The following is a 13811-nucleotide window of genomic DNA, read 5'->3' as shown; positions in this document are numbered from 1 at the left end:
CTTCTTTTCGATTCTCATTTTGAGAATCTTTATATTTAAGTATTAGCACACGCTGTGAGGATTGCAGAAAATTCTTTATTTTTTAGTTAATTAAATCCCTGAAATTTGTTGCTAGTCTTCAAATCCTTGTTCTTTTCTTTGGTTTAGCGCCGTAAAAGACTGTTCTGCCAGTTCTGGTAATGATTGGCAAAGCTCAAAAGCTTGTTTTGTATCACCTTCAACACAGTATTTCTCGATGGTACGAGCGTGACGCGATAGAGTGCGATTACCCAAGGCAAGTGCAGAGCTACCAAGCGTGTGGACTTCAAACTCCATTGCTTCTTTGTCTTGGCTGTTGAGTGCCTGCTTGATCTTTTCGACGCGCTCACGAGATTCCTCAATATAGTGCTCGATTAAGGTAGGCATGATTTCCGCACAGGTGTCTTTGATCATTTGCTGAAGAATCAACTCATCGACCAATTCTTGCTCCAACGTTACATCAGTTTGAGTATTCATAGTGCGCGCTCCCTATAAGGTAAATAATTCGCTGTTCTTTATTTGTTTCGATATTTTCGCTTTCAGCTTCTCTGGCAAAAAGCGCAGTTTTTTCACCTGATGAATCAGTTCGTCTTTTAAACCTGCGTTGTGCTTCATGTTGAGCACAGCGCCTAGCAGATTGGCATTGCTGGTTTCTAACAGCGTTTTTGCTTGGTCGATTTGGCTCGTAGTCGTTGAGCCGTAACTGGCAACCAGTACACAAGTATCACAAACGCCTGCAACGACTTGGGCAGGAATGTTGCTGCGGTTCATGCTCAGCAGCGGTGAAGTATCAATTATTACTCGGTCGTATTGCTCAAGCCAATTATCGACCGCCTTTCGCAGCATGGTTGGGTCGCGGTAGGCAAGTTGTGTGCTCGCAAGGGAAGGGACAGTTAACCCTACCAGCGTTTGATGGTCTTCTTCACGAGAGATCAATTGTCCTACTTCTTCCGGTTCTTCTTCAAAAGCATGAACTGTGCGGTAAGCGGGCTTGAACAGGTTCAAGTCGACATAAAGTGTTTTATGACCTGCAAGAATCAAACGCTCCGCCAGTGCAGAAGCCACAGACGTAACCCCATCTTCAGACTGACAAGCCACAACACTAATTGACCTGTAGCCCTTGAGTTCGCTTTGAAGATAAATTTGCTCAATCTCAGCATGTGTTGCAGGGATAGTCATTACAGCGCTCCTATTAACACTATGGTGGTGGTGATTTGTAGCAAGTCACGCAAGCCAGCACGGGCTTTCTCAGCAAAACTTTCGTCTTTATGCGGAACGTAAATCGTATCACCAGCACGAATCACGGGCAGGTCGTATATGTTGGCGGTTTTGCTGAATTCAACCAAGTTAAACACACGCGCCTGACCTTGGCAGCAAGACATGTTAACCACACTGATCTTCTCAACGTAAGCACTGTCACTCGGTCCACCAGCCTCAGCAAGTAGGTCAAGAATGGTCATGTTGTCATTGAAGACATAGCGACCTGGTGCATGTACTTCACCCAGCACGCGAACTGTGGATTCTTTAGAGCGGTCAAGCCAGTTCTTGTCTTTCTCTGGAATGTAGATGGTATCGCCAGGGCGCACATCTGGCAGAATCGATTCATCGCCAGTTTCAAAGTAAAGCGACAGGTTAAGTTTGCTTACTTTTGCGTAACCCAAACCACGATGCGTCACTCGGATGTTATGAATGTCGGCATCTTTGGTAGGGCCATCAGCCGCAGACAAGATATCTAGGAAATGCATCTCTTTGGTAAAGCGGTAACGACCCGGTGCGTTGATCTGACCGAACACGTAAATCGATGCGTCAGAGCTTTGGCTGACCCATTGTGATTTGTTGTCTGATGGATCGTCTGGTAGCGCATGAACACGAACCACTGTGCCCGCTGATACACTTGGTAGCTTAGAATGTGGCGAGCCTTGTAGAATGTATTTATCCAAATCAAACTTGGTCACTTTACCGTTGTTAGAGATTTCAATCTTACTGGTGTCCGCACGGCGAGTCGGGCCGCCTACATGAGCAATCAAATCGATCAAGTCCATTTCGTCTGACCATTCGATACGACCCGGGCGAACGACTTCACCCATTACAGCGACCGCACGACTTGGTGCAACCTTTAACCATGACTTTTCGTTCATGTCGGTTTTTTCAGGGACGAAGATAGCGTCACCCGGTCCAACTGTCGGTACTTTTTGCTTAGACAGCCCTTCGGTGTGAGCGGTTAAGTCGAAATTGATGACACCACCATCCGCTTTGATAACTCGGATTTGGCGAGATTCTGCAAAGCGCGTTGGACCACCTGCGTTGGCAAGGATGTCCATAAAGCTCGCGCCTTTTTTGCCTTCGTAGGCACCAGGGTGAGCCACTTCACCCATTACATAAACCACGTTCGCGCCGGCTTTGATTTCTTCTTCCTGCTTTGGCACAAAGATGGTTGCACCTGGAAGGATCTCTGGTAGCAAACTTTGGTCACCTGTATCTAGGTAGCGCTTAAGGTTAAACATAATCGGTGTGTTGTTGGTGATAACGCGGATTTGTTCCACACTAGCGTAACGAGTAACACCGCCAGCGCGCATGACCACATCGACAAGTGTCGTGTTGGGTTTGTAGGTAAATGAGCCCGGTGCGTTTACTTCACCAAATACTTTAATTGCGCGGGCAGAATCGGCACTGTCGCCTGAGTTTGCCAGTTTCGCAGCATCGAATTCTTGCTCAATATTCCCAACCAATGGTGAAGCAGGGACGAAAAGAACGTCCAATGATTCTAGGGCTGGTAGTTTTGAATCGTCCCCCGTGTCGAGGAAGCGTTTGTAGTCGAACTCAATGTTCTTGTTGCCACGCTTTACGATGATTTTATCAAGCTGAGCACCAGCACGTAGACCACCAGCTTCGTACAAGAACATTTGAATATTGGAGCCAGATGGAAGCGTGTATTCGCCCGGCTTGACCACGTAACCCTGTACTGAAATCAAAAGTTGTTGTTGTTTGATGAACACACGTGCGTTGCTTACATCGCGGAATACAGTTTTAAGGTTGTCGGTAATGACGTTCTGAAGCTGAGTCTCGTTGTAACCCGCAACAAAAACTGGACCGATTTCTGGCAGATTGATGCGACCACGTTTATCAACTTGAAAACCTTTATTCAGAGATGCTTCACCGGGCAGGTTGATTTGTACCAAGTCGCCAACTTTAACCACGTCATCTTCCGCTGCCCAAGCTGTATTTATGGTGATTAAGCACAGCATCAGTAGAGTGGTAATGACTTTGAGGATTCTCATAGTGTGCCTCCCATTTCTGCGCTTGTGTCTGAATTAGCATTCAGTACTTCGATGCTCACACGGCGATTAGTCAAACGAACCGCTGGTGTTTGCCCTTCGTAAAGAGGCAGTGTTTCGCCCACAGATTTGGTTTGCACACGGTCAGAGGTGATGCCGAATACATTCAAGTAACGTTTAACTTGCTCTGCTCGGTCTTGAGCCAATTTTTGGTTGTATTCCGGTGTGCCCGTTGCGTCTGCATGCCCGGTCACGACTAGCGACAAAGATGGATGGTCACGAAGGATATAAGCCGCCTCAGCAAGATGTCCCATGTATTTTGGGTTGATTTCCGCAGAGTCGACAGCGAATTGGTTGTCTACATTCAGAAGGTCATAGATGTCTGCAACGATGTTTAGGTCACTGCGCAATGCCTCGATGTCTTGCGGTGGTTTACACGTAGTTTGCGACAATACGTAATCGAGCTGTTGCTCAAGTTGGTTTAGGCGTCGGCGTTGAATCACGATGTCGTTGGCTGCATCAAGAAGTAGTCCACCTTCCAACTCACGAGCGATACGGTTTTGTTTCTCGAGTGCCTGCACTACCGCAGCAGGAAAACACCAGCGTGCGCCTTCTTGAATCAAAGCATCCAAGTGCAGTTTGGTTAGTTGCCAATCGAAACGTAAACCGTGCTCAGGGCCAAGAGGTTCGTCGGGCATCACTGGTGAAAACTGATAATTCTCAATAGAAATATCTTGGTAGCTTTCAGCCATGCCTCCCTTTCCATGATCAGGGTAGTTAAACGTTGAGCACCCAAACATGCCGACAACGAGACTACAAAACACACTTTGTCGTAAAAGATTCACCATGCCAACCTCCGTATTAACCGGTATTTTTTTAATGACCTTTTGAATTGACCGGGATAGCGTGATTGATGCGTAACAGGCTCATGATCTCCAATGGCTGTCCTGATGCGTTTTCAATAATCATGCTACGCTCACGTTCAACTAGGCGCTTATATAGATAAACAATGGCACCAATCCCTGAAGAATCAAGAAATTGGACGTGTTGCAGATTGATTTCTACTTCCTTGTGATCGTCACTGTGAATCACCTCATCAATTTGATGTTGTGCTTGACGGCAGCCTTTTGCATCTAGGTCACCAAAAAATTCGATGGTTAGCGTGTTTGGGGTAGTTTCAAGTTTACGTAGTTCCATGATGCTTTCTCCATTTATTCGATTTCCTGAATTGAGTAGAGCAGGGAACGTGCCAAAGAAAAAAAACTTTAATTACAGTATATTAAATATAATAAAAACGATGTTTCATATTGAGAATCTGATTTTTCTCAATATGAGAATCAAAAAAGTGAACTGTTTTCAGGATTTATAAATGCAAATTCGGTCTGATCTTTATGTGTTTAGTTGCAACTGTTTGCTTATGGGTATTGCATTGGATCGTAGAACTTTAAATGTGAGGTAGGTATTTAATGGGAGGTACGGTTCAATAGAGGTGCTTTTTTATATAAGGTTCCCGCATGCCATTAAGAATGACATTGATTGCCCTCGCTGTAATAGCTTCCGCCCAGCCTCATGCTGATCCAAATTTACAACCACCTGTTTCACTCGCTGATTCGTACCAAGATGGAATTGATGTTTCCCAATATTGGTATAGTGAAAAGCTTGACGGCATTCGTGCTTATTGGACGGGACAACATTTAGTGACACGAAATGGAAATCGTATTTACGCGCCGGATTGGTTTATTCGCGTCTTGCCTGATTATCCCTTAGATGGGGAGCTATGGGCTGGGCGGGGCAACTTCCATCTTGTTCAACAAACCGTGTTAGATAAAACCCCAATTGAAAGTGCATGGCAACGTATAGACTTTATGTTGTTTGATATGCCTTATTCGGCGGGTGACTATAGGAAGCGTTACTACAACATTCAAGATTTGGTATTTGCCATCGACGCACCTCATATTAAGTATGTTGAGCATCGTGCGATTCAAGATGAGAAACATTTGTTCGAACAACTTGACCAAATTTCGCAATCTGATGGTGAAGGTGTGATGTTGAGAAAGGTATCAAGCCGTTATCAGGCGGGAAGAGGCAGTGATTTACTCAAGCTTAAACGCTTTGAGGATGCTGAAGCGACGGTCATCGGTTATAAGCCAGGAACAGGGCGATTGTTAGGGATGATGGGGGCGGTACTGGTAAGGTTAGCTGACGGCACAGAGTTTTACATTGGCAGCGGTTTTACTGATGACGTGAGGAAATCCCCGCCAAGAATTGGGGCAACGATTACTTTCCGATACAACGGTTATACGCATAACGGTAAGCCAAGATTCGCGCGATTCTTAAGAGAGCGAGTGCCTCATTGATGATGCTCTATTGGCTTCCAACTTGAACACCACATCTTTTGAACAAACTTTTCCAGAATTGCACGTGATCCATGGTCTGAAGTCTGAACTGCTCATGTGCATTTTCAATTCCGTAACTCGCACCGTGCGCCGCCATTCTCTGTTCGACTAAGTTGATTCCACCATCAAGTTGCTGATAGGTACTATCGACAAACGCCATGTATGGTTGAACTTCGGCGATATAAATGGACTGAAAGACGTTCCTCAAATAACGAAATTGCGTGGTATCACGATTCTCACCACAAATAATTTTGTTTTGGTTTGCTTTAAGCATTTGCGTGGTTTGTTCTAGCCATTGGGTCGCATCAATGAGTGTGTAATAGAGTCGACCAACAAGGCGTGTTTTTTCAATCTCTTCTTGATAATTCACTATGGTTACGTCGGGTAAGCGCGAAAGGGTGCGATAAGGTGTTTGATACATCTCGTCCAGCGCAAGGAAAGCGTCTCGCACATGGGCAACTTGGTCTTTACTGTCCAACGGCAACCATTCAGAGCCCGTAAGTTGTTTGCGCATAGCATCGCTGGTAAGCAGCATATTGTCGAGGTGTATTGTTAGATGATGCCATTTCTGATCGTACAAGCCGTTAAGCTTTGCACTTTCTTCATCACTTAGAGGGTAATCACTCAAACAGCCATTCAACGTTCTAAGCAAACTCGTTTGGTAATCGAAGTCATAAAAAGCATCTTGGACCTTACCCAGTTGCGAGTTCTTTTCTGCGAGCAAGTTAAACAGACCACATTGGCGTAATTGGTAGCTTTCTAGCAAACCAAGTGACAGGCGGGGAAGCTCTTGGAATAGCTCTCTTTTATCAGGAATAGTAACGGCAGGAGAGGCTTCTAGTTGAGATTCTGATACATCTAACACATTCGCTAGGCGTTGATTGTATTTTTCGAATACAGCTTTCTCTGGGTTAAACCATTCGTTACACCCACAGAGTAAGGTTGTCGTTAGCAAAAGCACCGTAGCAACAAGTGAACTTCTCACAGCATTTCCTTTTTAATCACTCAGATAAGTATACTTTGTGACACGCGGGAGAGATCAAAAAAGCCAGCGAGTGCTGGCTTTAATATTTGGGGCGTTGAACTCCGAATTATTGCTGAGAGAAGTTCAGTTGTACTTCTGGATCTTGGCGGTGCATCCAACGTAGACGAATACCTAATAGGAACGCCGCTGAAGAAAGACCAATGATAAAGCCTAACCAGAAGCCTTGAGCTCCCATTGGTTCCACAATCCAATCTGTACGTCCGAGCACATAGCCGATTGGCAAACCAAGCAACCAGTATGCGATAAAGGTACGATTGAAGATAGCACGCATGTCTTTGTAGCCGCGCAGAGCACCGGCCGCTATCACTTGCACCGCATCTGTACATTGGTAGATTGCTGCAAACAGCAATAGCACCATCGCCAATTCAATTACCTCTGGGTTATTGGTGTAAAGCAGGGCAATTTGTTCACGGAAGATGACAGTTAGAATCGCTGTCATCATAGCAAGCGCAAGACCCACCATGACACCTACGCGAGAGGCAACACGAGCACCATCGACGTTTTCTTCACCCAAACGGTGACCAACGCGAATACTTACTGCCGCACCCACGCTCATTGGTAACATAAATACCAGCGAAGAGAAGTTAATTGCGACTTGGTGTGCGGCAACAATGATCGAACCTAGTGGCGAGACCAAAAGTGCAACCACAGCAAACAGGGTAACTTCAAAGAATAACGCCGCAGCAACCGGAAAACCCAGTTTGAACAAGCGAATCTGTGCTTTTAGTTGAGGCTTGTGGAACTCACCAAACAGGTTGATGCTTTTTAGTCGAGCAGACGTCGTCACGTATAGAAGCAGCAAGCCAAACATAACCCAGTACACAATTGCCGTAGCAACACCACAGCCCACGCCGCCAAGTGCCGGCGCTCCGAATTTACCGTAAACGAAAATCCAGTTCAGTGGGATATTCAGCATCAAGCCAATAAAACCAATCACCATCGCTGGCTTGGTCAGAGACATACCGTCAGTAAAGCTACGCAAGGTTTGGAACAACAAGAATGCAGGTACAGCGAAGATCACGGCATGAATGTAACCCACCGTTTTTTCTGTCATAGCGGCTTCAACGTCCATAAACCCAAGAATGAACTGCGTTTGGAATAGTACGCCGATAATAGGAATACTGATAAGCAACGCAAGGACAATGCCTTGTTGGATCTCAAATGGGATTTTAACGCGTCGACCAGAGCCGTTCAGCTGAGCGACTACTGGTACAAGCGCCATTAATAAGCCCACACCAAACAGAATTGATGGAAGCCAAATACTTGCTGCCACAGATACCGCCGCCATGTCGGTCGCGCTGACGCCACCAGCCATTACGGTATCCACAAAGCCCATGCCTGTTTGCGCGACAGAAGCGATCAACACAGGGGTTGCTAATTTGATAAGACTCGATGCTTCTTCTTTATAGCGATGCACGAAATACTCCAGAGCGGAACAATATGTTGTAAAAGAAATTATTTGAAAAGATAGAGAGCGCTTGAGGACAAAAGACGTGATGAACTGATCTGATGGTTGATTTTAGTCACTATAAGGTGAAAAAATGCCTCGAAGGAACTCCGCGCAGATGATAAACAATTGTATGCTCAGATACCATACCCACAAGATGTGGATTTTTGGTTAATTGATAGACGATTATAAAAATCATCTGCGGACGTTTGTCTTGGCTATCAGTCGCTTCTAAAAAATAGGTAAAAAGTATGTTTACAGGAATCGTTCAGGGTACGGCTAAAGTCGTTCATATCGACAAGAAAGATCGTTTTCAAACTCACGTTGTTGAACTTGAAGGCGCGCTAAGTGAAGGTCTTGAAATTGGTGCCTCTGTTGCGCACAACGGTTGTTGCCTTACAGTAACGAAAATTGAAGGATCGCAAATCAGCTTTGACCTAATGCAAGCGACGCTAGCGCTGACCAACCTTGGCGAATTGACAGCAGGCGATAGTGTGAATATTGAGCGCGCTGCTAAGTTTGGTGATGAGATCGGCGGTCATAGCATGTCAGGGCACATTAGCTTAATGGCAGAAATCGCTGAAGTGATTGATACACCAAACAACCGCACGATTTGGTTTACGCTACCACAAGAATCAATGAAATACGTACTTGCGAAAGGGTACATTGGTTTAGACGGATGTTCGCTCACGATTGGTGAAGTCGAAGATAATCGTTTCTCCGTTCATTTAATTCCAGAAACGTTAGAGAGAACCCTATTCGGGCGTCGCCAAGTCGGTGAAAAGATCAACGTAGAATTTGACCCACAAACACAAGCGATTGTTGATACGGTCGAGCGTGTATTAGCAGCGAAGCAGCTTTAAGTCTGTAAGAAATAGCGAGCTTGGTTTATCGAGGTAGTCAAAATAACGGACATAAATAACAAAGGAGCACTTGCGGCTCCTTTTCATATTTCGATTGGGGGGGATTTGCGTAATTACTCGTAATTGTCGTCGATGAACAATTCAACTTTCTGCTGCAATTCATCAACTTTCATGTTGAGGTGAATGGCATGACAACAAGCCGGACAGTCATCATAGAACTCTTGGTTACCGTTACTTGCATCGAGGGTGATGCCGATTGAGTGCCCACAATGGGGACATTTCACATGTCTTTCAGTGTAATTTTGCATACATAAACTCCTAGTATTGCAGGGCTTTTAATACTTTGTTGTTTAGAAAATACAGCCCTTAGTTACTCGCTTGCCTCTTAGGGTTAGAGATACAACGTAAGCCGAGTTACTTAGAATATTAGGCGCTATGGTTGCTAATTGAGTCGAAATAAGTACAAAAGTTGACCCCAAACCCAACGTTGGACTTGAGGTCATTATCTAGGGTGATATGCGTCGAAAATTTACACTCAGTAATGATCTTTCCCTTCCAAATCAATAGGAAATTATCTTCTTAATTATCGATTGCGCCTGCTCAAGATAATGCCCGCCGAATAGGTTGCAATGATTCAAGATGTGATAAAGATTGTAAATGTCTTTGCGTTCTTGATAGCCGATTGGAAGTGGCGCAACTGATTCATATCCTTGATAAAATTCAGGTTGAAAACCGCCAAACAGCTCGGTCATCGCAAGGTCACATTCTCGATCTCCCCAATAACAAGAAGGGTCATAACAAATAGGGCCCGCGGGTGTGAGCGCCACATTGCCATTCCATAGATCACCATGCAGTAGGGAAGGTTGTGGGGAGTGATTAGCGAGAAGCTGTTTCACGACGTCAATAAAGTCATCGATGTCTACCAGGGAAACGCCTTTCTCTTTAAGCAGTTGCAACTGCCACCCGATGCGTTGCTCCGCGAAAAATACTGACCACTTTTTATGCCATTGGTTTGGCTGAAGTGTAGAACCTATGTAGTTGTCTGTATCGAAGCCAAATTCTTTCTGTTCACCCCATAAATGCAGGCGCGCTAATTGTTCACCAAATTTAAAGCTGTTGTCGCTATCTTCAAGTGTTTTAGTGGGAAGGAAGTTGAGGATGATAAAACTGTGCGTTTTGGTTTTACCGACCAAAACGACTTCTGGGACAAATAGAGTAGAGGTTTCGCGCAATAGGTGAAGGCTTTCTGCTTCTACTTCAAAATTGGCTAAGAAATCCCGATCATTAATTTTGACGAAATAGCGCTGCTCTCCGTCATTGATCATATAGCTTTCACTGATGTCTCCACCGGAAAGTTTTACCTTCTCGGTGATCTGATATTCGAACATCAAGGTATCAGAAAGCTGTTGCGATATTGCTTGCCACATACAAAACCTCGCTTATCTATTTGACCAACAATAGTTTAGGATAAACGGCGGAACATTGACGCGCAGTTAAGCAAACTTCGACAATAATTCTTCCGCATATAGTAGAAAATGTTTATAAGTGTGAATCACGTCGCCTATAACCCTATGATTTATCGGCTTAACATATGGAGCTAAAACAGCACAGCTAGTATTATTATTTTTTTGACTTTAGTTCCATTGGTGGCATGAAAATACTGATTTGTGATGACTCGGCGGTCGCACGAAAGTTGATTACCCGATCCATCGTACAAGATACATCATTGCACCTACTCGAAGCCCAAGATGGTCACGAGGCATTGAAAATCCTAACGGAACAAAATATTGACGTTTTGTTCCTCGATTTGACCATGCCAGTCATGGATGGCTTCGAAGTACTAGAGTCCCTGCCTGTTAGTCAATACCAAACCAAAATTGTCATCATTTCGGGTGATGTCCAGCAAGAGGCTAAACAACGCTGCTTAGATCTTGGGGCGATGGATTTCATTGCTAAACCATTATCCGAAGAACAGGTTATTCCTCTCTATGAAACGCTCGGTCTTCATTATGCCGTTAGTGCTCACACTGAAATTGAACCTCAACATACGTTAGAAGTTACGCCGCTAGCAAAGTTCCGTGAAGTTGCCAATATTGCATTAGGTAAGGGCGCTGCAATTATGGCGGACCATCTACGTGAGTTTATTCAATTGCCTGTCCCTCACGTTGGTCCTTTGTCTTACGGTGAATTACATATGACGCTGGTGGATGTGATTGGGCGAGACAGCTCAGTTGCGGTGGCACAAAGGTTCGTAGGGGGAGGTATACACGGAGAGGCGTTGGTTTGTCTGCGTGGTAAAGATATCAACCAAATCGGCGAACGACTCGGATACTTACTTGAATTCACGCCACACAACGAAATCATCCTTAATGTGTCGAACTTACTGGTGTCTTCATTCCTAACTTCTCTTGGTAGCCAGTTAGACAAGCAGTTTTCGTTACGCCAACCAGGAATCATCGAGAACATTACCCCTTACAGCGAAGAGAAAAACGAATCTGGTGAACTCTTTACCATTGAATACACCTACATGGCAGAATCACTCGATTTTGAGTGTGAAGTTCTGTTTTTGATAGATAAATCATCCGTAGACATCATCTATGAAATCATGGAGCTAATCTAATGTCCGAAATCACGCTGGACATAGCAGACTTTCACTGGGTTACCCAAATTCTGGATACCATGGACTCTGGGCTTATTGTCCTCGACCAAGACTATAAAGTCTGCGTTTGGAACAGCTTTATGCAGTCGTACAGTGGTATTTTGTCGCAAAACATTCTCGGAGAGTGTTTATTTGACCATTTTGAAGATCTTCCGAGAAGGTGGTTAGAGACAAAACTCAAGACATCAGCAGATTTAGAAACACGTTCATTTTCTAGCTGGGAAAACCGACCATACCTTTTCAAGTTCAACAACTTTTCTCCGGTTTCTAACAGCAGCAACTTGATGTTCCAAGACATTGTGATTACGCCATTGCGCTCGTTGTCAGGTGAAATTAGCCATATTGCAATTCAGATTAATGATGTTTCAGAAACGGCGCGTAACCGTATCCATTTGAGAGAAACTAACCAACACTTATCGGAAATCAGCCGTAAAGATGGTCTCACTGGTCTATTTAATCGGGCTTTTTGGGAACAATCTCTGAAGGACGAATTTGCGCAACTTAAAGTGATTGAAGGGGCGAGCTCGTTAGTGATCTTTGATATCGACCATTTTAAAAAGGTCAACGATACCTATGGACACCACACGGGGGACGAAGTGATTCGTCGTACCTCAAGCTTGTTACGTAAAACGGCACGTAGCAGCGATGTATGTGGTCGTTTTGGTGGTGAAGAGTTTACGGTTTTGCTGCCACATACTAATCAAGAGCAAGCTTGTTACTTTGCAGAACGTTTAAGAAAGCGAATTGAACAAGAAATCGTGAAAGTTGAAGACTTTTTGATTAACTACACGATCAGTATCGGCGTTTGCGAGTATAAATCGTATTTCGAAAGCCACACACAATGGCTTAAGAGTGCCGATGCTGCGTTATATCGTGCTAAAGAAAATGGTCGAAACCAAACTTGTAGTCATGAAGACGACTAGGGGATACTAGGGATTGTTGAACTTTTGTAGTTAAATTTTATTCGAGATAAAGGCGTTTTAATCGCGACGAGAGGCTTGTCGCCTAGTCATTTTAAGTAAATGCCTCTGCCTTGTATAAATAACTCACAAACTGCTGAAAGCATCAGCTCGAAAGGTGAACAGTACCGAACTCAATTGGTTGAAAACCATCCAGTTAGTGCGTCAACTCTCATTAATATGAAATAAGTTAATGAAATTTTCTCGGCATGTCTTACTATTGAAACTATTTCGCTTTCAGCTTCGAAGGCTTGCATTAAACGGAGAAAAACAGTGGTTGTAGAAACCGATGGATATCTCGCTCTAATTGAGCACTTGTCACTTAACTTAGATATTTTCACGTCTGAAATCGGTGACACAGGATCAGAAAGCATTGAAGATGTTGTGACTGACATGGTTGCATCGAACATCATGGCGATATTCGAGCAAAACCCAGAGTTGCATTCAAGCGTGCGTTTTAAGTTGCTAAAAGAGGCAGATGCGGTCGTTGAAGATTTGGGTGAAGTACTTGCGGGTGTATGGTCAAAGAAAGCGACAAATGAGCAGATTGCCTTTTTGGATGAGTACATCGCATTAGTTAAAAACCTGTTTGATACCGCGGTAGCGACCTACGACTGATTCTCTTCTTGCGTCATTCAAATTCAAGAAGAGTTACATTGTAACTCTTCTTACTTGCCAAAATTTCGATGCCCAATATGGGTTGTCGATTCTCGAAATGATCACGCCTTTTGAAGTAGAAGCGTGCATGAACTGTTTGTTCCCAAGATAAATGCCCACGTGGTATGTGCTTCGTTTGGTTTTGAAAAATACCAAATCGCCTTGTTGGGCGTCCGACCAACTCATTTCAACACCTTGTTTAGACTGTTGGCGGGTAGTACGCGGCAGCGACATTTTGTATGCCTCAACAAACGCTTTTTGAACAAAAGCCGAACAGTCGATGCCTGACTTTTTAGTTCCACCTAGTCGATAAGGCGTGCCTTCCCACTCATTATAGAATTGGTACAAATCCTGATTGCCGGACAACAGCTGATTGACGGGCAGGGAGGCGTTGACTTGTGTTTCTGGATCTGGACCTGACGAGCACGCACTGAGTAGCACACTGATTATTAAAGGAAAAAATAAATGACGAACCTTGCTCACTGGTCATCT

General features: G+C 44.4%; 15 protein-coding genes. 5 read left to right on the top strand and 10 right to left on the bottom strand.

Translation table 11 applies throughout. The features are described from left to right. Positions 1-111: 111 nt before the first annotated feature. From AACR11_RS09650 to AACR11_RS09630, 5 genes are read right to left on the bottom strand one after another with little or no spacing between them, the layout of a single operon-like run. Positions 112-495 (bottom strand): Hpt domain-containing protein, encoded by a 384-nt coding sequence (locus tag AACR11_RS09650; RefSeq protein ID WP_009700747.1) that lies wholly within the window; start codon positions 493-495, stop codon positions 112-114. A gap of 12 nt (positions 496-507) precedes the next feature. Next, a complete protein-coding gene (locus tag AACR11_RS09645; protein WP_029788484.1) occupies positions 508-1197 on the bottom strand; it encodes an AAA family ATPase in 690 nt (229 codons plus the stop codon). After that, the gene (locus AACR11_RS09640) at positions 1197-3296 is read right to left on the bottom strand and encodes an SLBB domain-containing protein (protein ID WP_029788483.1); all 2100 of its coding nucleotides are present in this window, start codon (positions 3294-3296) and stop codon (positions 1197-1199) included. The genes AACR11_RS09645 and AACR11_RS09640 overlap by 1 nt, the downstream gene beginning before the upstream one ends. Beyond that, complete coding sequence (locus AACR11_RS09635; protein ID WP_020198006.1) at positions 3293-4141, bottom strand: OmpA family protein; 849 nt, start codon at positions 4139-4141, stop codon at positions 3293-3295. Before AACR11_RS09635 ends, AACR11_RS09640 begins: the two co-directional genes overlap by 4 nt. Before the next feature lie 28 nt (positions 4142-4169). Beyond that, positions 4170-4490: an STAS domain-containing protein gene (locus AACR11_RS09630; RefSeq protein WP_009700743.1), complete on the bottom strand. Its 321-nt coding sequence runs from the start codon at positions 4488-4490 to the stop codon at positions 4170-4172. 317 nt (positions 4491-4807) lie between these two features. Here AACR11_RS09630 and AACR11_RS09625 point away from each other — a divergent pair, with 317 nt between their 5' ends. Next, positions 4808-5650 (top strand): DNA ligase, encoded by an 843-nt coding sequence (locus tag AACR11_RS09625; RefSeq protein WP_005445862.1) that lies wholly within the window; start codon positions 4808-4810, stop codon positions 5648-5650. 7 nt (positions 5651-5657) lie between these two features. Here the strand turns inward: AACR11_RS09625 and AACR11_RS09620 are convergent, their stop codons facing one another. Beyond that, on the bottom strand, positions 5658-6674 hold the full coding sequence (locus AACR11_RS09620; RefSeq protein WP_029788482.1) for a DUF3080 domain-containing protein: 1017 nt from the start codon (positions 6672-6674) through the stop codon (positions 5658-5660). Between the two features lie 106 nt (positions 6675-6780). Beyond that, positions 6781-8151, bottom strand: a complete 1371-nt coding sequence (locus tag AACR11_RS09615) for an MATE family efflux transporter (protein WP_005445850.1) — start codon at positions 8149-8151, stop codon at positions 6781-6783. 281 nt (positions 8152-8432) lie between these two features. On the opposite strand from AACR11_RS09615, the gene AACR11_RS09610 reads away from it, so the two are divergent. Further along, positions 8433-9044 carry a riboflavin synthase gene (locus AACR11_RS09610; protein WP_005445847.1) on the top strand — a complete coding sequence of 204 codons (612 nt, stop codon included), beginning with the start codon at positions 8433-8435 and terminating at the stop codon, positions 9042-9044. 113 nt (positions 9045-9157) lie between these two features. Here AACR11_RS09610 and AACR11_RS09605 read toward each other — a convergent pair whose 3' ends face one another. Further along, the gene (locus AACR11_RS09605; RefSeq protein WP_005427574.1) at positions 9158-9352 is read right to left on the bottom strand and encodes a CPXCG motif-containing cysteine-rich protein; all 195 of its coding nucleotides are present in this window, start codon (positions 9350-9352) and stop codon (positions 9158-9160) included. Positions 9353-9604: 252 nt separating this feature from the next. Then, complete coding sequence (locus AACR11_RS09600) at positions 9605-10471, bottom strand: fructosamine kinase family protein (protein WP_029788481.1); 867 nt, start codon at positions 10469-10471, stop codon at positions 9605-9607. Between the two features lie 224 nt (positions 10472-10695). Between AACR11_RS09600 and AACR11_RS09595 the strand changes: the two genes are divergently transcribed. The 3 genes from AACR11_RS09595 to AACR11_RS09585 all read left to right on the top strand — a co-directional run bounded on the left by AACR11_RS09595 (position 10696) and on the right by AACR11_RS09585 (position 13280). Next, positions 10696-11664 (top strand): response regulator, encoded by a 969-nt coding sequence (locus AACR11_RS09595; RefSeq protein ID WP_029788480.1) that lies wholly within the window; start codon positions 10696-10698, stop codon positions 11662-11664. Further along, on the top strand, positions 11664-12626 hold the full coding sequence (locus AACR11_RS09590; protein ID WP_005445843.1) for a GGDEF domain-containing protein: 963 nt from the start codon (positions 11664-11666) through the stop codon (positions 12624-12626). Before AACR11_RS09595 ends, AACR11_RS09590 begins: the two co-directional genes overlap by 1 nt. A 309-nt stretch (positions 12627-12935) precedes the next feature. Next, positions 12936-13280 (top strand): DUF3802 family protein, encoded by a 345-nt coding sequence (locus AACR11_RS09585; RefSeq protein WP_005445842.1) that lies wholly within the window; start codon positions 12936-12938, stop codon positions 13278-13280. Between the two features lie 33 nt (positions 13281-13313). Here the strand turns inward: AACR11_RS09585 and AACR11_RS09580 are convergent, their stop codons facing one another. Then, positions 13314-13802, bottom strand: a complete 489-nt coding sequence (locus AACR11_RS09580) for an NlpC/P60 family protein (protein ID WP_005445841.1) — start codon at positions 13800-13802, stop codon at positions 13314-13316. Between the last annotated feature and the right edge of the window lie 9 nt (positions 13803-13811).

The sequence above is a fragment of the Vibrio sp. L85 genome (genome assembly GCF_963871815.1).
GTDB lineage: Bacteria > Pseudomonadota > Gammaproteobacteria > Enterobacterales > Vibrionaceae > Vibrio > Vibrio harveyi.
The sequence above is the reverse complement of the archived record's forward strand: the minus strand, read 5'-3'. Positions and strand labels throughout refer to the sequence as shown.